Here is an 18961-nt window from a genome sequence, read left to right as displayed (position 1 = left end):
GAGGTGTACTAAATCATGAATCCCGAACTATGGGCAGAAATGGGACCCGAACTGCTCCCAGCATTTTGGGTCACCATTCGGCTGACATTTTGGTCAGCACTTGGATCCCTCATTCTCGGCGTCATTCTGACGGCAATGCGAGTCAGTCCCGTTGGCATTCTTCGCTCGCTCGCGACTGGATACATCAATGTCGTACGTAATACTCCCCTGACGCTGGTCATGTTGATTGCGTCACTAGGCTTGTATTACAACCTCGGGCTTTTGCTCGCTGCGGAGAATGACTCGTTCATTATGAGGCAGAACTTCCGCCTAGCTGTACTAGCATTCGTGCTGTACACATCATGTTTTGTTGCTGAGTCCTTGCGCTCGGGCATCAACACTGTTCCATTCGGACAAGCTGAAGCTGCCCGTTCTTTGGGACTGGGTTTCAATGACAATTTCCGGCACGTGATTTTGCCTCAAGCAGTCCGTGGCGCGATCGTTCCACTGGGCAATACCCTGATTGCACTGACGAAGAACACCACCATTGCCTCTGTCATTGGTGTCGCCGAGGCATCCCTGCTGATGAAGACGATGACGGAAAACTACGCTTCCGACATTCTGGTCATCTTCGCGCTTATTGCACTCGGCTTTATCATTCTCACCTTGCCCATGGGCCTCTTCTTTGGCTGGGCAGGCAACCGATGGGCGGTGAAGCGCTAATGACTACACGCGCTACAGTTCTTTACGACGCACCCGGCCCGAAGGGAATCCGGACAAACCGCATTCTCACCGGCATTACGGTTCTGATCACCCTCGGCGTTGTTGCTTGGGTACTGATGAAGCTCAATGCGAAGGGCCAGCTGGACCCCGAAAAGTGGACGATCTTCTTTAAGGCATCCACCTGGACTACCTATATTCTTCCAGGTCTGCTCAGCACAATTCTGGCGGCTGTCGTGTCGATCCTCCTCGCGCTGGTAGTTGGTGCCTTGCTTGGTGTCGGACGTCTATCCGAAAGCAGAATCATCCGTGGACTGTGCTCCGTGATCGTTGAGTTCTTCCGTGCCATCCCAGTGCTGGTGTTGATGCTCTTCGCATACACGGTTTTCGCAATGTTCAAGATTGTGCCGTCCCAGTACCTTGGTTTTTCAGCCGTAGTTTTTGGACTCACCATGTACAACGGTTCGGTGATCGCTGAGACATTGCGCTCCGGCATTCGCTCCTTGCCGAAGGGCCAGGGGGAAGCGGCTAAGGCACTTGGCCTGTCACATCGTCAGTCGATGTACTCCATCCTGTTGCCACAGGCGGTCGCAGCAATGCTGCCTGCAATCATTTCGCAGATGATTATTGCGCTGAAGGACTCGGCTCTCGGTTACATGATCGGCTTCGTTGAGGTGGTCCGTTCCGGCCGTCAGTTGGGCGAATACTACGGTGCGATGCTCCCATCCCTTATTGTCATCGCCATCATCATGATCGCTATCAACATGGGACTGTCCACTTTGGCTGAGCGCATCGAGCGACAGCTACGAGCTGGCCGTGCACGACGCAACATCATTGCTAAGGTTCCGCAGCAGCCGTCACAAGGTATTCTGACCAAGGACAACGCAGTTCTCGACTGGCGCGACCCAGATCACGAGGATTTGCGCACAATCGCAGATTAGCTACATCGTTAGCTTGTAAAACCTCATACATGCAGCATGGGCACCAAGAATATTCTTGGTGCCCATGCTCTTTTCATCGCTCTACACAGGAATGACGCCAAATCCCTCAGAGGCGTACACACTGCCGAATCTGCCATCGAGCCGATGCCACCGGCCACGCGTCGAAATCCGCACAGGTTCGTTAATATCTGGCTCCGCCGGAATAAATCCCAATGCACACAGCGCAAAAACGTCGCGCATCGTGATCTCTGCACTCGTGGAACTGGCAACTCCATCGGCAACGTGATTAGTACCGGTATCAGTGCCCGCATCGGCACTACCACCAATGACTCCGTCACTGTCTCCGCGCGACTCCACCTGCAGAACCACCTGATCGAGCAGCGACGTCGGCAAGCCCAGTGGTCCTGATGACCGTGTCGCCTCAGCCCTCGCTTGCTTCTCCAACTTGCGAAAGACCATCGCTGGCACAAAATCCGCCAACATCCAACCATCTTCCGGAGGCAGCGAACCCGGCCACGACGCAGCCAGCGACGTCCCCGCATCCAACGTCACGGGATGGCCCGCACTCGGCGCAGATCCATCCTTCGCAGTGACTGCAGACTTCACGACGGTCTCCGCCCCCATCACCGCATCATCTGGAGAAGCACCGATCGCCATTGTCCGACAACCAATTGGGCCGAACGGCGTTGTCGCCCACAGCCGGGCTAGATTGCTGTCGGTGTGATCGTCGTGAAGCCGAACCCGAATGAGCGCCTGCGCATCCAACTTGAGAGCCTTATGAGCGAGCACCGCCAGATTCTGTAGCGACTGCGGGTCACTAAGCGTGAGCGTCTGCGTGTTCGGGCTACTCACCAGCGGTCAACTCCGGCGAGGTGAACTGGGTAAGCTGCTGGCGCTCCGCGGCAGTGATTTGCAGTGCAACGGAACGTTCCAGATCGAACAGCACCATGATGGTCTTGACGACAGCCGTCACATGACCATGCTGGTCTTTGATGCTCTGACTCAATGTGTACGAAGTCGTACCCACGTTGATGATCTCGGTTTCCACAGTGACCTGCTTGGTGTCTGGAAGCAGCGCGCGGAGGTAATCGATCTCGATGCGACGAACGACGGTCGCGTGCGCAGACAACGCTCGCCCGAGTCCCTCGGTTACGAATGCCACCCGAGCTTCCTGCGCAAACTCAAAGTACGCTGCGTTATTCACGTGATTGAACTGGTCAAAGTCCGACCAACGGACAGGAACAACGGTGACGAATTGACGTGACTCGGTCATGGCACAATCCACCTTTCCTCAGTGATATATCTGCCGCTACTTGTTATATTCTTCTACAGTTTGCGCTTCCGTGGATACGCAAAGGCCCGCACTGCAACAACTGTGGTGCAGCACGGGCCTTCCTGGCAAAACCCAGTAGCTAAGAAACTTACTAGCGGCTCAGCTTACGGTGCGTAACTCGCGATGGGCGTGCTGCCTCAGGTCCGAGACGCTCGACCTTGTTCTTCTCGTAGCCTTCGAAGTTGCCCTCGTACCAGAACCACTGGCCTTCGGCGACGTTGCCTTCCCACGCAAGAATGTGGGTACAGGTGCGATCCAGGAACCAACGGTCGTGCGAAATGACCACTGCACAACCTGGGAAGTTCTGAAGAGCGTTTTCCAAAGACGACAGCGTTTCGACGTCCAAGTCGTTAGTTGGCTCATCCAGGAGGATCAGGTTGCCGCCCTGCTTCAGCGTCAGAGCCAAGTTCAGGCGGTTACGCTCACCACCGGAGAGAACCTTCGATGGCTTCTGCTGGTCGCCGCCCTTGAAACCGAATGCCGACAGGTACGCACGAGATGGCATTTCATTCTGTCCGACAACGATGTGATCAAGTCCGTCAGAAACAACTTCCCACACGGTCTTGTTTGGATCGATGTTCTCGCGACCCTGGTCGACGTAGCTGAGCTTGACCGTCTGGCCAACCTTCACTTCGCCAGCATCTGGCTCTTCAAGGCCAACAATGGTCTTGAAGAGCGTCGACTTACCCACACCATTTGGACCAATCACGCCAACGATGCCGTTACGAGGCAACGTGAACGACAGGTCCTTGATCAAGGTACGACCATCGAAGCCCTTGTCAAGGTTATTGACCTCAACAACGACGTTGCCCAGACGTGGTGGCGTTGGAATCTGAATTTCTTCGAAGTCAAGCTTCTTGTACTGCTCGGCCTCTTCCACCATCTGCTCGTAGCGTTCCAGACGGGCCTTGTTCTTCGCCTGACGTGCCTTTGCGCCGGAACGAACCCATGCGAGTTCATCCTTCAAACGCTTCTGCAGCTTCGCGTCCTTCTTGCCGGCAACCTCGAGGCGCTCAGCCTTCTTCTCCAGGTAGGTGGAGTAGTTACCTTCGTATGGGTAGAGCTTGCCGCGGTCGACCTCACAGATCCAACCTGCAACATGGTCGAGGAAGTAACGGTCGTGAGTCACGGCCAGGACGGCACCCTTGTAGTCAGCCAAGTGCTTTTCCAACCACAGCACCGACTCAGCGTCGAGGTGGTTAGTCGGCTCGTCGAGAAGCAGGAGATCAGGCTCGGAGAGTAGGAGCTTTGCAAGTGCTACACGACGACGCTCGCCACCAGAAAGGTTGGTAACTGGAGCATCCGATGGTGGGCAACGAAGTGCTTCCATTGCCTGTTCGATCTTCGAGTCGACTTCCCATGCGTCAGCGGCATCGAGCTCCTCCTGGAGCTTGCCCATCTCTTCCATGAGTTCATCGGTGTAGTTAGTGGCCATCTCTTCCGCGATGGCTTCGAAGCGCTGCTTCTTCTCGAAGATGTCACCAAGACCTTCTTCGACGTTACCGCGGACGGTCTTCTCTTCGTTCAACGGTGGCTCCTGCAGGAGGATGCCGACCGTTGCACCTGGCTCCAAGAATGCCTCGCCATTGCTTGGCTGGTCCAAGCCAGCCATGATCTTCAGAATCGACGACTTACCAGCACCGTTCGGACCGACAACACCGATCTTTGCGCCTGGGTAAAACGCCATCGTGACGTTATCCAGAATCAGCTTCTCACCGTGCGCCTTACGCACGTTTTTCATCTGATAGATGAACTCACCCATGGTGATGCACAACCCCTACTCTGACTTATACAAGGTCTGACCACGACAAGGCCCGACTACTACATGATCTAAATTAAATCAGTCCACGTTGAGGTTACGCATGGCGGGTGAAAGGCACAACGTAGCCACGCCACGCAGAGGGCCTCACCACCCCGGAATCAGACCAAGGGGCGCAACACCATCATCTGCGCGACGATGCTGCACCCACATCTAGGCCCGAATTCTAAAACGGTGGCTCGCCGCCTGCATGAGCCATGTCGTGGTGCGCGTCGCTGTTGTCACCGCCCATGTCTTGTGCTTCCGTCTGCTTTGCCAAATCAGACTCCACAGAATCGGGAAAATCCTTCACTTCAGCAGGAGTGGGCACGAACTCTTCATCCCGAGACTTCATTACCTTTGCAGACTGCCACTTCAAGTGCGGTCCCAGAAACTTCGCGACGAGCTTCATCCGGTAACGGTTATCCCCCTCCTCAGTCACCCACGTTTCGGTGCGGAGGTATCCCTGCACAATCAGCCCCACACCTTTGACTGCAGTGCGCACGAGATTGTCGGCCATTTGGCCCCACACTTCGACGTCGAAGTAGGTCGGTGTTTGGCTTTCCCAGCCATTGTCAGTTCTGGCCGAACGCGACGATGCCAACCGGAACGTGGCAACTTCCCCAGCACTAGTCATCTTCTTCATCGGCGGTGTAGCAACATTGCCGATGACCGTGATTGTTGATTCAGACATGCGAGTCTCCCTCTCCAGATTTGGTTTTCCATGACCTTGTGGCCACGGTGTCTCGCACCTTGAGCATGGCTAGTCGTCGTGAAGTTTGGAAGAGACAACAAAGCAGCCTGTGCATAACCCACGGGAAATGTGGTTATGCACAGGCTGCTCGACTATTCGACTTGCGAGATGCCTCAGCTATTGCGAGTCCTACAGACCACGACCGCCATTCTTTGAGGCATCAATTGGGTTTTCCATATGCAGCTGATGCTCCGCATCAACTTCGCCGGTGTAGTAGGCCATTTCTTCTTCCGTCATGCCCACGCCTTGGCTTCGTGCAGCAAGCATTTCGTTGTATGCCTTGAGTTCAGCTTCGTCTGTGCGCTCCGCGATGCGGTCGTACCGAGCTGCATCCTTGGCATCAGACTTTCGCCACTGAACGAACAACGCGACGGTCACCAATGCAAGCGGAATTTCGCCTGTTGCCCATGCGATCATGCCACCGATGTTCTGATCCGCCAGGAGATCAACCTTCCATGGCAAGTCCAGCTCTCGGTAATAGTCCTCGGCCAGGATTTGCTGCGTCTGCATCAAAGTAATGCCGAACCACGCGTGGAATGGCAGCGAGCCCATGAGTGCCATCAATTTCACCGACGGAGAAATCTGCTGAGGTGCAGCATCCACACCGATAATTACCCAGTAGAAGATGTAACCCGAGATCAAGAAGTGGATGTTCATGAACAGGTGACCCGCGTGTTCATCAGCCAGGAAGTCGTAGATTGGCGTCATGTACAAAAGGTAGAAACCTGCTACGAACTGTGACGTCGCAACAACCGGGTTTGTGAGGAATCTCGACACCGGATTGTTAATGAATGCCACCAACCACTCACGAATAAATGGCAGTCCCTTACGTCCAGCTGGCTTCAATGCACGGAACGCCAACGTCACAGGACCGCCCAATGCCAACATCACCGGAATAGCCATCGAGTAGAGCATGTGAGCCAGCATGTGTGTCGAGAACAACGCCGGCATGTACACTCCCAGCGCGCTTGACGACGTGTACAGCAACGTCGCACAACCAGCCAACCACCAGAAGGTATTTGCCACTGGCCACTGACCGCCACGCTTCTTCAGCAGTCGCAACCAGTAGAGGTAAATCCACGCCGCAATAATCGCAGCTGAGCCGAAGAAAATATCAAAGCGCCACTGGGTAAAGACAGCCTCCCAACCAAATGGGATGGTGAGGTCGTAGCCCAACTTAACCTGCATTTGCGTAATCTGTGGCAACCCCTCGCCACCCGCCTGCTCGGCAAACTTAGGTGGTGGTGGCGTACGTCCCAGCGCAACTGCCACGCCTACAGCCAGCGCCATGGTGATGACTTCACCAATAGCCAGCCTCCAAAACGCGCGACCGAAAGGATCCTTTTCAATCTTCGGCATGGTTACTTTGCGGTGCATATAGCCGAAAAGACCAAGCAGAACGATCAGAATCGCCTTCACCAGAACCATGATGCCGTAGTTATTTGACACCAGGTCGATCCAGCGAATGTTGATCGCTGCGTTAATGAAGCCCGAGATAGACAACACGATGATGGACACCAGAGCCACAAAGCTGTAGCGCTTCACTACTTCAGCCAAGAATGCTCCGCGACGACGAGCATGACCGATAAGTGCCATCAAGCCACCGACCCAGAACACTGTGAATGCCAAGTGCCAGATGTACGAGTTCGTTCCGTAATCGTGTGCACCGCCAGTAGCGTTGTGGCTCACCACTGCTAGCGGAATCATTGATGCCAAGCTCAGTGCGAAGAAGACTGGCTGCCAAATCCACTTCCGAGTAAGTGCAGAACCCAGAGCTGCCACCAGCGCAATAATGCCTACCCACAGCCAGGCCACGGCCTCGCTCACCTGCTCGAGGGCCACACCCCAGTTCTCAGGCTGAATAGTGACAGACAATGGATTACCAGAAACGTCCGACAGCACTAGTGGGATCTGCAGCAAGCCGATCAAACCCCACGACAAAATTGCCCACATGCCGGTACGGGATGCAGCAAAGCCATCGACGTCCAACGTTCCGTCGTCACGCTTGCGAGTACCAAACGCCGAGAGCATGAAGGAACCCACTGCCAACGATGCCAGCATTTCGCCGCCGGCCTTTGCCATTGGGAAACCGAACGTTGTGATGACACCCGGATCTGGAACGCCTAGCGTAGTTCGCGATTCCATGTTGTAGGCCAGGGACAGGCCACCGGCAAGGATGCCAGCTACCAGCACAAATAGCCAATACCAATGCGTAGTCTGGCGAACACGCTGCCGTGTTTTTGGAAGCTCGGCAGGCGGAGCTTGCGTAGTCGTCGCAGTCATAACCTCTAGGGTAGCCCTCCACGCGGATTAGAAAGAACCCGACCAGGGTGACTTTGCTTAATTGAGTCGCCGAGTCTGCCCCATCGCACTAACGACAAGTTTCACCGGGGCGATTGGTAGCATCCACGTATTGCTGACTATGATTTCCTATGCATTACAACGAAAGAGCCCGAGACACCATGCGATGAATCGCTGGAATCCCGGACATAGCATTAGCCTCCATAGCTCAGTGGACAGAGCAGTCGGCTTCTACCCGATTGGTCGAGGGTTCGAATCCTTCTGGGGGCACGGTTTTTATCCCCGTCTTTAGCTGGTATTTTTCCAGTTCAGCGAGGGTTTCACCCGACGCAACTACCCCTGCTAATGTTGCGCCATATTGGCTAAAGTTGGGTCAAATGCAGCGGAAATGCAGCGGATTTTCAGGCCGTAAAAGCGTGTCGGACAGATTGTGGGATGTGATCCTGAACACAATTTGAACACTCTAGGCATACCGAGTTTGCATTTGAATACCTAGACACAGATAGCCAACTACTTGCGACCGCTGACGACGCCGACATCGTTGTCGAACTCGCAGAGCGCATCGTCCCGGTACGCCAACTCGCTGAGTTACAGAACCTAGCCATGCAAAGAGTCCAAAAGATGGACGAACTCGCAGAACGACGCCAATCCACCCATGGTGGTATGCCTCTTGATGCGGTTGCTGACGACAGTCCTAGAGTTCAGGAAGGGGATCCGGGAGATTACGACGCTTGACCTAGAGGAACTAGCCCAGAGCATGGGGCTCACCATCATTTACCACCGCGATGGCCCCAAGGGCTGGTGCTCACTCCACACTAAGACGATCAGCCTGCGGAACGACCTCACCCACAGGGAATACCGCAGCACTCTCGCTCACGAGATCGGCCACGCGATCCGTGGAGACATCTACACAGGAACGATCTTTGACCAGCGAGACGAACGCGCCGCAGACCAATTTGCGGCACAACTACTAATATCCGAAGAAGCCTACCAAGCGGCAGAACGTATACACGGCCCGCACGATGACGCCATCGCCTACGAGCTAGATGTCACCGTCCACCTGCTAAACACTTGGAAACAACTTGTAAAGGTAAGACAATGAAGATTCGACTAGTGTTGGCCGCTGCGTTTATTGCGTCCGCAGGGCTCGCCGGATGCGGCCTGGGAGAGGAAACGTGGGCTGATGATGCACAGCGTGAAGAGGTTTACGATGCGTATCTCTGCAACCAAGCATTGAACAGCGATAATGCTGCGGCAAGTGTGTTTGTGGAGATTCTTGCGCATCCAGATGATTACACTCCGGCGGAACATCGTGCTGCGATAGATGGGATGCAACATCTTCAAGGCGCGACTGCAATCGGATCTAGCAACCTAGAGATCGATAAGGCCGGCGATGGAACGTGTAACGGATGGTTATGGAATATGTACCGTGACCAGCACTGGGATGAAGCCGAGCTTGCCGAGTTCACTCCACAGCAGGCACGCGACGCTGGAGTTTTAGAATAGAAAGAATCCCGCCCGCGATCTGGGCGTGACAGAAGAATTATTGGCTGCCTGGAAACAGGCCTTACGAAAGAGATCGAATATGAAAATATCGGGAGCAATCGCTCGCAAATTTAAATTGGTCCTTGCTTGCTTAGGGATCTTTATTGGCATCATGTGCATCATCACGTGGTTAAGTGATGGCCAGAAAAGCTACATCGGCCCCTTGTTTCTCGCGCTTGCCGCCGCAGGCCCTGCTATTTGGTGGTTCCGCTGCGAACGGAAAGACAAAGAGTCTCAAAAAGCGCACACTGAAGCTGAGGCATACTATGGCTTGCTCACTGACGAAGATCGCTCGTTATTAGCGCCTCTCAACGACGCGCCAAAGGCTCAACGGAAGTGGAAGATCGTCACACCCTTGGCGATTCTAGCATTCTTCATTGGCGGTATGCTGCTACCACCTCCGAAGAACCAACCAGTTCCTCCGCAGCAAAATGCGGTAGCGCCGATTCCAAGTACTACCGAGTCCGAAGCAGAGACGCGCACAGAAACGAGCACTACTTCCAAGTCGAGCAAAACGGTTTCCACGGTTGAGAGCACAGAGGACACTGCTTCCGAGGAGCAGAATGAGCCTGAAGCGAACAGCCCGGTAGATACCCCAGAGCAGGTGCCGGAGCTGGAGCCAACCACTACGACTGCGACGGTACAGGAGGAATACCAACCAGCCCCTGCTCCCGTTCCCGACCCTGATCCTGTTCCCGCACCCGCTCCGGAGCCATCCGGAGGTGGGTTGAAGTGTGCTGACATTGGACACAAGACGTACATCGGAGATGGCGTCTATGTTCCAGACCATGATGCCGATGGAGATGGCGTGGGCTGCGAAAGCTACCCGGGTTAGACGCAATAAGTAAATATGCGTGTGGGGCGCTCCAACTTTGGACAGGCAGAGCGCCCCACCACTCTCACAAAACAAGGCTTCCGAACCAAAGACGAAGCACAAGCATGGGCAGCGAAAAACACACTCGCAATCAACAGTGGCACCTGGGTCCACGAAGCTCGAGGCAAGATAACGATCGGTGAACTTGGCCAGCGGTGGCTATCGATGCAGACCCACTTAAAGCCATCTACGTACCGCACCACAGAATCCGCTTGGCGGGTCCATGTGAAGCCCTACTGGGGCGAGTGGCAGATAAGCAAGATTAAGCCATCCGATGTCCAACATTGGGTTTCCAGTAGTCAGTCTGGCGCATCGACCGTTCGTAAAGCTCACGACTGCTTACGACAGATTCTTGCGATGGCCGTCCTCGACGGTGACCTCCCAACCAATCCCGCGTCGGGCTTGAAGTTGCCGAAGAAACCAAAATCAGCCAAGACATATCTCACTATCGAGCAGTTACAGCAGTTGGCAGACGAAGCGACGAAGCACAAGGAGTTGATTTGGCTGCTCGGAACTGTTGGCCTGCGTTGGGGTGAAGCGTCTGCCTTGCGGGTGCGAGATGTGAATGTTCTTCGCCGTCGAATCAACATTGAACACAACGCCGTCACTGTCGGCAAAGAGATCATTATTGGTACGCCTAAAACGCACGAGAAGCGGACTGTTGCGGTACCGAAGTATGTCATGGCGATGATTGCCCCACTGTTGGAGAACAAGAACCCTGAGTCGCTTTTGTGGGAGCGGGCTGTGGGTGGTCCGTTGCCGAACCCGTCGTTTCCTGATTGGTATTACGGGGCTGTGTCTAGGTGTATGGAGAAGTATGAGGGGTTTCCGTATGTGACGCCTCATGGTTTGCGGCATGTTGCTGCTGGGTTGATGGTGTCGTCTGGTGCGTCGGTGAAGGTGGTGCAGCGTCAGTTGGGGCATGCTTCGGCGGCGATGACGTTGGATGTATATGCGGATTTGTTTGATGGTGATTTGGATGAGGTTGCGGATTCGATGGATGTGAAGATCCGTGATGCTGTGTGAATGTCGTGGGATTGTCGTGGGATCGGTGGCTTGGAGTGGTGTTTATGCTGTTCACGTCGCATTCTGTGGCGGGTTCGAATCCTTCTGGGGGCACTTCACGGTCACTACAGCGGTACCAGCCACGTCTTTACGGCTTCAAGTAGCGAGTGACCATATCAACTACTTCGTCGATAGGATCCTGATGCTCAACGGCATCGCTAACTAGCCCCGTCCATAACACGGCTGTGGCCTGCATGAGCCGGAAAACGTTGTTTGAAAGTGCGTAGGGATCGTGCTGACGAATCGACCCATCCTCATGCCCCTGCCGAATAGCCGGTAATACATAGGCACGAACGATCTGAAGCTGTGTATCCGTCTGGGTATTTGTGAGCGACTTCAACACACGTTCTGGGTCTGTCTCGATCAAACTGCGCAGGAACTCACTCGCGCCCACCCTCTCCACAACGATGCGGAATCGGGCAGCTACCCCTTCAAGCGCATTCCCTGGAAGATCAGTCAGCCCTTCGAGTAAACGAACAACTTCGCGGTTTATGACTTCAGACGACAATTCGCCGATATCTGCATACCGGCGATAAATGGTGGGGCGCGAGACTCCCGCATTACGCGCAATCTCCGCAATTGATGTTCGGCTTAAACCGACCGTCATAATGCTCTCTCGAGCAGCTTGAATAATCGCCTCATCGACAGCACTATGACGTGACGATACGCCTTCAACCAGCACTTCTCCCGATTCTCGCTTAGGCATTTCATTACTCACAGCGCTCTCCAAAATTACTATTAATGACCTTTGGGTAATGCGTTCTCAATTATGTCGACGTCAAAGGCGAAGTTGAACTTTCCTGAAGCGGGCGACAGAAATACTTTACAACAATTATCTATTTCTTACCAAAATAACATCTGTCATTAATTTTTTTATACAAAATTCACAGTTCGGATGACTCAACGAGTATCGAACTGAGTGAATTCACTACCGGGTGCGCCTACCATGTTGAGTACATATTCGGCATCGCTGCCGACAACAGGACGAGCACAGGATGGAAACCCTAGGCACCATGAGTGAAAGCACACCAGTGAAGCACGACCGCATCGTATGGATCGATTGCGAAATGACCGGCCTCGACGCCGAACGCCACGTCATGGTGGAAATCGCGGCCTTGGTCACAGATGCAGATCTCAACATCCTGGACGAAGGTATTGACATCGTCATCCACGCATCAGAGATCGATTTGGCGCAAATGGACGACGTCGTAACGCAAATGCACAATTCCTCAGGACTCACCGAGGAAATCCGCGCGTCGAAGGTCGATATCACCGAAGCAGAACGCCTGGTGCTCGATTACGTGAAGAAGTGGGTGCCAATGTCCCGCCAGGCACCGCTCGCGGGCAATTCGATTGCAGCTGACCGAGCATTCATCAAGCGCTACATGCCAGCGCTGGACAACCACCTCCACTACCGCATGATTGATGTCTCCTCACTGAAGGAGCTTGCCCGCCGTTGGTACCCACGCGTGTACTTCAGGCAACCAGAAAAGGGCATGTCACACCGCGCTCTATCAGACATCCGCGAATCCGTCCGCGAGCTCTACTACTACCGTCGCGCAATGATGCTTCCGGGCGATGGCTTGTCGACGGACGATGTCCAAACAGCAGCCGATGAGGCCACCACGGCAGTTCCTATTCAGTAATTAGCCTCTCACCAGCCGTTTTTGTTTCGAGACAATCCTGGGTTAACATGTAGTTCGCTGCACAGAGCACGTCAGAAATGACTTCCCTGTGGATGCGATGGTGACTGTAGTTCAGTTGGTAGAGCACCAGGTTGTGATCCTGGGTGTCGCGGGTTCGAGTCCCGTCAGTCACCCCAAGTAGGAAAACCCTGGCCTTGACTTCAAGGCCAGGGTTTTCTCTATGTTCAGCTATTTTCTCTATCCTTCAGTTAGATTTCCATCCATCATCTCGAGAACTCGATCCGCGCTCCTGAGCTGCCCCGCATCATGCGTGACATAAAGCGTTCCCACACCTGACTCGTGAGTGATGTCAGTGATCAACCGCGTCACCTGCGCCGCGGTTTCCTGGTCTAGCGCTGCAGTTGGTTCATCGCACAACAATAGCGATGGCCTATTCATCAGCGATCTTGCAACATTCACTCGTGCTTGCTGCCCACCCGATAGCTCGCTTGGTTTCCGGTTTTCGTATCCAGCCAGGCCGACGGCATCGAGAAGGTATTCAGCCCGGCGCGATACTTCCTTCTTTCCACCATGAGGCCAACCAACGATCCGATCGAGCCTTGCCATGGTCAGTAGTTGTTCTTTCACAGTCAAAGCAGGAAGCAAGTTTGCCTGCTGGAATACGATTCCAATGTTCTCGCGACGACTTTTCACACTGTGTGTTCCCCGTGCTGCGAGATTTACTGTTCTGCTTTCAGTATTCAGCCATACCGAACCGGAGCTAGGCATTTGCAGACCACCCGCGATAGCAAGCAGCGTTGATTTTCCAGAACCAGACGGTCCCGTCAATCCGATCAGTTCGCCAACGTCAACAGCGAGAGTTACGTGGTCAAGAATTCGCCGAGATTCCAGCCCATCGGGAACATCCAACACGATGCTTTCCATGAGGAGCGCGATGTTTGCGTTGAGGCGACCGTCGCAAAGCACATCGCCAGTGTTATCTCGTAGGTCAGTAGTAGGTGTTGCAGTCATTTCTATGCTCTCCTTACGCTGCTGCCAATGCGCTGCGCGGTTCCACGCGCACAATGGGGATCAAACTGACAGTGGCTCCGACCAGTCCAGTTGTGGCCACTACCAGTCCCGGCCACACCGTTGTTCCCGCGTTGATCTCAATGGGCACGACACCACTAGTAGAAATCCAGCTACCCACGACCACAGTGAGCGCTAGGCCCGCGCTGATTCCGATTGCGAGAACCACGCCAGCTTGCCCGACAGCATCGGCCACCAGCACACGACGGGATGCGCCCAATGCAGCTGAATCGAGGTATTGCTGCCGAGCTATTCCTTACCGAGGCAACAGTGAAATCACACCTAGTGCATGTGTTTAGCAAGCTAAACGTGAACTCCCGCACTTCGGCAGTAGCCAAAGCACGGGAGTTGGGAATGCTCTAAGGGGAAAGTCCGGGTTGAGTGCGGATTACTGGGGAATTACCACGACGATTTCTCGTCTGCGTTACCCTTCTTCCACGTTTCCCACGGGATGTTCCAGTCGCCCAGCCCATCCTGACCAGACAGGGTCTCACCCACCGTGTTCTTTACAACAACGATGTCTCCACGCTTCGTGTTTTCCTGGAACCACTTTGCGTTTGCATCCGTCACGTTGATGCAACCATGGGAGGTGTTCTGGCTACCCTGAGCCCACACAGACCATGGCGCACCGTGAACGTAAATGCCCGACCATGACAGCTGAGTAGCGTAGTTCACTGGCGTACGGTATCCGCCCGCTTCGAGAGACAACCCGTAGGTCGTAGAGTCCATCACCATTGACTGGTGCTGATCGCCAACAACGTAGACACCATTAGGAGTTGGCCACGTCGCAGAGCCCAACGATACCGGCATGGACTTCAGCTTCTCACCATTACGTTCAATAGTCATGGTCTTAGTTGAGTCATCGACCGTCGCCACAACCTTTTCGCCAATGGTGAAGCTCGTCGATGAATCTTCCTGACCGTAGTAGCCGTTGCCAAGATCCTTACCGTAGATATCAACCTCTACGTCGACCTTGGTACCTGGCTCCCAGTATTCCTTTGGACGCCAGCGGAGCTCACTATTGCTCAACCAATAGAAGCCACCTTCTACCTTTGGCTCTGTGGTGACTGTGATGGCTTCTTCAGCCGCTTTACGGTCACCAATTGCCTCGTCGAAACGGACTGCAATGGTCTGGCCAATTCCAACCTTGGAACCATCAGCTGGAGACAAGTATCCAGCGGTCATTGTCGAGGGCTGGACAGTGGTGAACGTGTAGCTCGAGGACTCACCGCCCGACTGCACCTTGAGCGTGTATTCGCGGTTGTAGCCGAGAGGCTCCGTAGTGAGCCACTGCTGCTTATCCTCGCGGAACTCGCCCTTGACAGCCTTGCCTTCGTCATTAGTCAAGGAGACTTTCTCAAGCGCATCCTCGCCCGCTTCAACCTTGACTGGGTCAGCGACGGATACTTCCTCTTCGCCGTCCTTCACACTGACAACCGGCTTGGACTTCACGTCCTCCTGCACAGTCTTTTCTGTTTCTTTGGCTTCCTCGCTGCCGATAGTGCAACCAGTCAGGGTGAAAGCCACAACCCCCATTACGGCGACAATTGCGCGTAGCCCACCGCTACGGAATGCCCTATTTTGCCGCATCAGCTAAATCCCCATCCTTAGATGTCCGAAGAACTACAAACCCTAAACCACACTTACTCGACACCTAAGCTCATACAAAGCACCGTTTGGCGCTTCATTGACGCCAAAATCTACGAGTACGCGACATGCAATTTATACCCCGCCAACCTGAGAACTACGTATCAGGGGACAGGTTTCGCCATAACGATTCCGCAACCATGACTCACTGCTGTTCACAGCGTTGCCGAGAATTTCTTATTATATTCAGTAATACATTTTCGGGGGTGCTACCACCACTATCAAGCTCCAGCCCAACCGGAACTCTCGCGAGACGACCGAGTCTCCCCGATCAACCAACCCACCCTCCCGGCATCGCTGGCGACAATTCGCACATTGTCGATATTTCGACAGAGTTCTCTCAGCATTTTGACGCAGTTCACCAACTACCGACATTTTGCAGTCTTTTTACGATCCCCATTTCACCCGCCTGACCAGGCGATTTTACAAGTGACAGCAATCGTTGTTATATTTCTTCTCGTTGCCAACGAGGAACGCCGAAGGGATTACCTCCGCAGCAAGGAACGCGCCATTAGCTCAACTGGCAGAGCAGCTGACTCTTAATCAGCGGGTTCGGGGTTCGAGTCCCTGATGGCGCACCACGTAGAAACCAGGTCGGGAAACTGACCTGGTTTTTTCTTGCCTCAAAGACCTCCGTTCAATCGCACGTCCTACCCCAGCAAGCCCCTTTCACCGGCTCCTACCGAGCCCACGTGGGAGCAACAGCACTACCTGCATCTCCGACGAGGAGACAAGAACTTGTGGCCTTTTGACGAGTACGACGCCGACCCAGCACCAAATGCCATTAAAAAAGACGGCAGCTCACACAGTGAACTACCGCCCCTCAATGAGGGATATCTACTGAAGAGAAATCCCGGAACGCCTAACAAAGCACGGTCTGCCGCGGCCACTGATCAACTGAGTACCGACAGCGCCAGAATTCGTACAGAGCGTTTACTTCGTAGCAGCCTCAATCATTTCGCGGATACGCTCGATTTCCTTACCGCGCTTCTTGTTACGTGAAACTGCCAACGCAATGCCACCAATGATGACAGCAGCGACTACGCCCAAGGAAACCTGAACCTTCGGCTCCTGCAGACCGCTAACTGCACGAGTCTTGGCATCGTCAGCAACATTCTTTGGGCTGGTACGCTCCGCAAGCTCGTCCAGGGTGCGTGCGAGCTGGTTACGGTTGCGCTCAATGTCGCGCTCAATGTCGTGAATGCTCCGGGCCACGTGAAGACTCCCCTGTTTCGATGAAATATAGGTCTGTTTACAGAGGGTAACACCAACAGCCTAGTTGCGGTGGAATCAACACATAATCCCTCAAACACGGACTACCCAATGTCAATTGACTCTCATTTGACGGACCGCCTACACGCTGTTACCGCTGCCTCGATACCATTACAACTATGACTGACATTAATGGCCAGGAACAGAACGTCGTAAAGCCAGCTCGTTTGGAGCCAGGTGCCAAAGCCCCAGCGTTTACGTTGCTCAACGACGCGGGCACCGAGGTTTCATTGTCGGACTTCGCTGGCAAAAAGGTAATTGTCTACTTCTATCCTCGCGCAAACACTCCGGGCTGCACCACGCAGGCGTGTGATTTCCGAGATGAGTCAGCACAGTTCAACGATGCAGCTGTCGAAGTTGTTGGAATTTCGCCGGATAAACCAGAAAAGCTCGCGAAGTTCCGAGAAGACCATGGCTTGAACTTCACCTTGTTGTCGGATCCAACTAAGGAAACGATGGCAGCTTATGGCGCGTTCGGAGAGAAGAAGAATTATGGCCGAATTGTGCAGGGCGTAATTCGCTCCACGCTGCTCATTAGCGAGTCCGGGGATGTTGAGCAGGCATGGTACAACGTCCGTGCAAAGGGACATGTTGGCCGGATTTTGCGCGATATTGCAGATGCGAAGTAGATTTGCCCACTATCGTTTATCTATACCTTTATCTGGTTCAGTAGTTGTCTACCATCGACAATAGGATTCTCAGCAGGCGGTATCTCTTGTGAGCGACACGACGATCGACCCCGACATTAACTCCCCCGAGATCCTGCGTCCACGGCGTCAGCCAGCGCAGGAGAGGTCTCGGCAGCGGTATGCACGCATGTTGAGTAGCGCTCGGGAAGTTCTCGTCGAAGTTGGTTTCGAATCGTTCACTTTTGATGAAGTAGCGAAACGCGCTGATGTCGCCATTGGCACGTTGTACCAATTCTTCGCTAATAAATACGTCATGATCTGCGAGCTGGACCGCCAAGACACCGCAGGGGTTGTCGCTGAAATCGCTCGCTTCGCTGAGCGCATTCCAGTTTTGGAGTGGCCGGAGTTCCTCTCGGAGCTCATTGATCACATTGCTCGGCTATGGCGTGACGACGTCTCCCGCCGTGCCGTGTGGCTCGCGGTGCAGTCGACTCCTGCGACCCGAGCCACCGCGGCGGACACAGAAAAGCAGTTGATTGCCGGTATCGCCGAAGCTCTGCGTCCGTTGACACCAGGCACCAACTCCGAGATTCGCGAGTTTGTGGCCGGCTTGCTTATCCACACGACGTATTCGTTACTCAATTACTCCGTAGACCGGCACGACGACACCCAGGCTCAGGACGAGCACTACAACCTGACGGTGCAGGAAGTGAAGCGCATGCTCATTTCCTACCTGATGGTGGTCGCAGAGCGCTCAGCAGATGCCACTGAGACTGACGTTGAGGACGATGCTTAGGCCGGCCCCAAAGACGACGCAGAATCCTCTCTGAGGCCGTCGCGACAGCCGGCCTCAATGCCCTGCTGCCGCGGCTACTGCAGCACCATCACCACTGCGACAGCGTAGTCACCATCATGGCTAATGCTCACATGGAAAGCATTTGCGGAAGTGCTGTCGCCAGTCCCCAGCGTTTCCGCCACAGCCTGCGCCACCCGACCGTGTAATTTCACGGCAACTCTCCCCCACGCGTCAGGGACAATTTCGATCTCCTGCCAATTCATCTCATCGCGTGCAATGGGGGGCGGCGTTCCATACAGCGCCTGCGACCAGGCTTTGACGACGGCCTCCTTCGCTGCCCATCGACCAGCAAAGTGCCGAATAGCCGGATCACAGACATTCGGTGGCTCAATATCAAACCGTCGGCGTTTAGCGACCATTCTTTCGCCCACCGTGAAGGCGCTCTTGAGAAAGCTGGTTCCTGGGCGATTCAGGTCGTGACCGAAAGACGGAATATGTACTAAATCAACCCCTAAAGGCCCCTCGAGCTGCTGAGAGAGTTCGGCGAAAGCTGGGATGTTGGGTGCTGAGGAATCGTCGTCAGGCGTGTTCAC

General features: G+C 54.3%; 20 protein-coding genes, 3 tRNA genes and 1 pseudogene. 13 read left to right on the top strand and 11 right to left on the bottom strand.

What is annotated here, in order from left to right:
* Positions 1-15: 15 nt before the first annotated feature.
* Together WG938_RS03315 and WG938_RS03310 are read left to right on the top strand one after the other, a co-directional pair.
* Positions 16-702, top strand: a complete 687-nt coding sequence (locus WG938_RS03315) for an amino acid ABC transporter permease (RefSeq protein WP_339977548.1) — start codon at positions 16-18, stop codon at positions 700-702.
* A complete protein-coding gene (locus WG938_RS03310; RefSeq protein ID WP_339977546.1) occupies positions 702-1640 on the top strand; it encodes an amino acid ABC transporter permease in 939 nt (312 codons plus the stop codon). Before WG938_RS03315 ends, WG938_RS03310 begins: the two co-directional genes overlap by 1 nt.
* A gap of 81 nt (positions 1641-1721) precedes the next feature.
* Here the strand turns inward: WG938_RS03310 and WG938_RS03305 are convergent, their stop codons facing one another.
* From WG938_RS03305 to WG938_RS03285, 5 genes are all read right to left on the bottom strand, one after another.
* Positions 1722-2492, bottom strand: coding sequence for a hypothetical protein (locus tag WG938_RS03305; RefSeq protein ID WP_339977544.1), 771 nt, complete (start codon positions 2490-2492; stop codon positions 1722-1724).
* Entirely contained in the window at positions 2485-2913 is a 429-nt protein-coding gene (locus WG938_RS03300) for an acyl-CoA thioesterase (protein WP_339977542.1), read from the bottom strand. The genes WG938_RS03305 and WG938_RS03300 overlap by 8 nt, the downstream gene beginning before the upstream one ends.
* A 151-nt stretch (positions 2914-3064) precedes the next feature.
* The gene (gene ettA / locus WG938_RS03295; protein WP_339977540.1) at positions 3065-4735 is read right to left on the bottom strand and encodes an energy-dependent translational throttle protein EttA; all 1671 of its coding nucleotides are present in this window, start codon (positions 4733-4735) and stop codon (positions 3065-3067) included.
* A gap of 223 nt (positions 4736-4958) precedes the next feature.
* Entirely contained in the window at positions 4959-5465 is a 507-nt protein-coding gene (locus WG938_RS03290; protein WP_339977538.1) for a single-stranded DNA-binding protein, read from the bottom strand.
* A gap of 189 nt (positions 5466-5654) precedes the next feature.
* Positions 5655-7808, bottom strand: coding sequence for a cytochrome c oxidase assembly protein (locus WG938_RS03285; protein ID WP_339977536.1), 2154 nt, complete (start codon positions 7806-7808; stop codon positions 5655-5657).
* Positions 7809-8023: 215 nt separating this feature from the next.
* On the opposite strand from WG938_RS03285, the gene WG938_RS03280 reads away from it, so the two are divergent.
* The 5 genes from WG938_RS03280 (at position 8024) to WG938_RS03260 (ending at position 11271) form a co-directional block, all read left to right on the top strand.
* Positions 8024-8096, top strand: a tRNA-Arg gene (locus WG938_RS03280).
* A 403-nt stretch (positions 8097-8499) separates the two neighbouring features.
* On the top strand, positions 8500-8928 hold the full coding sequence (locus tag WG938_RS03275) for an ImmA/IrrE family metallo-endopeptidase (protein ID WP_339977534.1): 429 nt from the start codon (positions 8500-8502) through the stop codon (positions 8926-8928).
* Positions 8925-9332 carry a hypothetical protein gene (locus tag WG938_RS03270; RefSeq protein WP_339977532.1) on the top strand — a complete coding sequence of 136 codons (408 nt, stop codon included), beginning with the start codon at positions 8925-8927 and terminating at the stop codon, positions 9330-9332. The genes WG938_RS03275 and WG938_RS03270 overlap by 4 nt, the downstream gene beginning before the upstream one ends.
* 151 nt (positions 9333-9483) lie before the next feature.
* Entirely contained in the window at positions 9484-10206 is a 723-nt protein-coding gene (locus tag WG938_RS03265; RefSeq protein ID WP_339977530.1) for a hypothetical protein, read from the top strand.
* A 21-nt stretch (positions 10207-10227) separates the two neighbouring features.
* On the top strand, positions 10228-11271 hold the full coding sequence (locus tag WG938_RS03260; RefSeq protein ID WP_339977528.1) for a tyrosine-type recombinase/integrase: 1044 nt from the start codon (positions 10228-10230) through the stop codon (positions 11269-11271).
* A gap of 127 nt (positions 11272-11398) precedes the next feature.
* Here the strand turns inward: WG938_RS03260 and WG938_RS03255 are convergent, their stop codons facing one another.
* On the bottom strand, positions 11399-12028 hold the full coding sequence (locus WG938_RS03255; RefSeq protein ID WP_339977527.1) for a TetR/AcrR family transcriptional regulator: 630 nt from the start codon (positions 12026-12028) through the stop codon (positions 11399-11401).
* A 295-nt stretch (positions 12029-12323) separates the two neighbouring features.
* Between WG938_RS03255 and orn the strand changes: the two genes are divergently transcribed.
* Complete coding sequence (orn, locus tag WG938_RS03250; RefSeq protein WP_339977525.1) at positions 12324-12956, top strand: oligoribonuclease; 633 nt, start codon at positions 12324-12326, stop codon at positions 12954-12956.
* Between the two features lie 100 nt (positions 12957-13056).
* Positions 13057-13132 (top strand) — tRNA-His (locus WG938_RS03245).
* Between the two features lie 61 nt (positions 13133-13193).
* Here WG938_RS03245 and WG938_RS03240 read toward each other — a convergent pair.
* Positions 13194-13967, bottom strand: a complete 774-nt coding sequence (locus tag WG938_RS03240; protein WP_339977523.1) for an ABC transporter ATP-binding protein — start codon at positions 13965-13967, stop codon at positions 13194-13196.
* A 13-nt stretch (positions 13968-13980) separates the two neighbouring features.
* Positions 13981-14220 carry a hypothetical protein gene (locus tag WG938_RS03235; protein WP_339977521.1) on the bottom strand — a complete coding sequence of 80 codons (240 nt, stop codon included), beginning with the start codon at positions 14218-14220 and terminating at the stop codon, positions 13981-13983.
* A gap of 32 nt (positions 14221-14252) precedes the next feature.
* Here WG938_RS03235 and WG938_RS03230 point away from each other — a divergent pair.
* Positions 14253-14387: pseudogene (locus tag WG938_RS03230) on the top strand (response regulator transcription factor); the annotation flags it as partial.
* A 36-nt stretch (positions 14388-14423) separates the two neighbouring features.
* Here the strand turns inward: WG938_RS03230 and WG938_RS03225 are convergent.
* Positions 14424-15614, bottom strand: a complete 1191-nt coding sequence (locus WG938_RS03225) for a L,D-transpeptidase (RefSeq protein WP_445292881.1) — start codon at positions 15612-15614, stop codon at positions 14424-14426.
* 562 nt (positions 15615-16176) lie between these two features.
* Between WG938_RS03225 and WG938_RS03220 the strand changes: the two genes are divergently transcribed.
* Positions 16177-16252, top strand: a tRNA-Lys gene (locus WG938_RS03220).
* A gap of 352 nt (positions 16253-16604) precedes the next feature.
* Here WG938_RS03220 and WG938_RS03215 read toward each other — a convergent pair.
* On the bottom strand, positions 16605-16886 hold the full coding sequence (locus WG938_RS03215) for a DUF3618 domain-containing protein (protein WP_339977517.1): 282 nt from the start codon (positions 16884-16886) through the stop codon (positions 16605-16607).
* 176 nt (positions 16887-17062) lie between these two features.
* On the opposite strand from WG938_RS03215, the gene bcp reads away from it, so the two are divergent.
* Together bcp and WG938_RS03205 are read left to right on the top strand one after the other, a co-directional pair.
* Complete coding sequence (bcp, locus tag WG938_RS03210) at positions 17063-17572, top strand: thioredoxin-dependent thiol peroxidase (RefSeq protein WP_339977515.1); 510 nt, start codon at positions 17063-17065, stop codon at positions 17570-17572.
* 187 nt (positions 17573-17759) lie between these two features.
* Complete coding sequence (locus tag WG938_RS03205; RefSeq protein WP_339978785.1) at positions 17760-18368, top strand: TetR/AcrR family transcriptional regulator; 609 nt, start codon at positions 17760-17762, stop codon at positions 18366-18368.
* 74 nt (positions 18369-18442) lie between these two features.
* On the opposite strand, the gene acpS is transcribed toward WG938_RS03205, so the two are convergent.
* Positions 18443-18925 carry a holo-ACP synthase AcpS gene (acpS, locus tag WG938_RS03200; protein ID WP_339978783.1) on the bottom strand — a complete coding sequence of 161 codons (483 nt, stop codon included), beginning with the start codon at positions 18923-18925 and terminating at the stop codon, positions 18443-18445.
* Positions 18926-18961 lie beyond the last annotated feature (36 nt).

It is taken from the genome of Corynebacterium sp. H113 (genome assembly GCF_037572315.1).
Taxonomy (GTDB): Bacteria; Actinomycetota; Actinomycetes; order Mycobacteriales; family Mycobacteriaceae; genus Corynebacterium.
Note: the sequence above shows the minus strand (reverse complement) of the source record. Positions and strands in the feature narration are given on the sequence as shown.

Excerpts from the sequence above, each read along its gene's own strand:
- WG938_RS03270 (WP_339977532.1), top strand. The coding sequence starts at position 8,925 with ATGAAGATTCGACTAGTGTTGGCCGCTGCGTTTATTGCGTCCGCAGGG.
- WG938_RS03240 (WP_339977523.1), bottom strand. The coding sequence starts at position 13,967 with ATGACTGCAACACCTACTACTGACCTACGAGATAACACTGGCGATGTG.
- WG938_RS03275 (WP_339977534.1), top strand. The coding sequence starts at position 8,500 with ATGCGGTTGCTGACGACAGTCCTAGAGTTCAGGAAGGGGATCCGGGAG.
- WG938_RS03265 (WP_339977530.1), top strand. The coding sequence starts at position 9,484 with ATGTGCATCATCACGTGGTTAAGTGATGGCCAGAAAAGCTACATCGGC.
- WG938_RS03310 (WP_339977546.1), top strand. The coding sequence starts at position 702 with ATGACTACACGCGCTACAGTTCTTTACGACGCACCCGGCCCGAAGGGA.
- WG938_RS03225 (WP_445292881.1), bottom strand. The coding sequence starts at position 15,614 with ATGCGGCAAAATAGGGCATTCCGTAGCGGTGGGCTACGCGCAATTGTC.
- bcp (WP_339977515.1), top strand. The coding sequence starts at position 17,063 with ATGACTGACATTAATGGCCAGGAACAGAACGTCGTAAAGCCAGCTCGT.
- ettA (WP_339977540.1), bottom strand. The coding sequence starts at position 4,735 with ATGGGTGAGTTCATCTATCAGATGAAAAACGTGCGTAAGGCGCACGGT.
- WG938_RS03290 (WP_339977538.1), bottom strand. The coding sequence starts at position 5,465 with ATGTCTGAATCAACAATCACGGTCATCGGCAATGTTGCTACACCGCCG.
- WG938_RS03300 (WP_339977542.1), bottom strand. The coding sequence starts at position 2,913 with ATGACCGAGTCACGTCAATTCGTCACCGTTGTTCCTGTCCGTTGGTCG.
- WG938_RS03285 (WP_339977536.1), bottom strand. The coding sequence starts at position 7,808 with ATGACTGCGACGACTACGCAAGCTCCGCCTGCCGAGCTTCCAAAAACA.
- WG938_RS03205 (WP_339978785.1), top strand. The coding sequence starts at position 17,760 with ATGTTGAGTAGCGCTCGGGAAGTTCTCGTCGAAGTTGGTTTCGAATCG.
- orn (WP_339977525.1), top strand. The coding sequence starts at position 12,324 with ATGAGTGAAAGCACACCAGTGAAGCACGACCGCATCGTATGGATCGAT.
- WG938_RS03315 (WP_339977548.1), top strand. The coding sequence starts at position 16 with ATGAATCCCGAACTATGGGCAGAAATGGGACCCGAACTGCTCCCAGCA.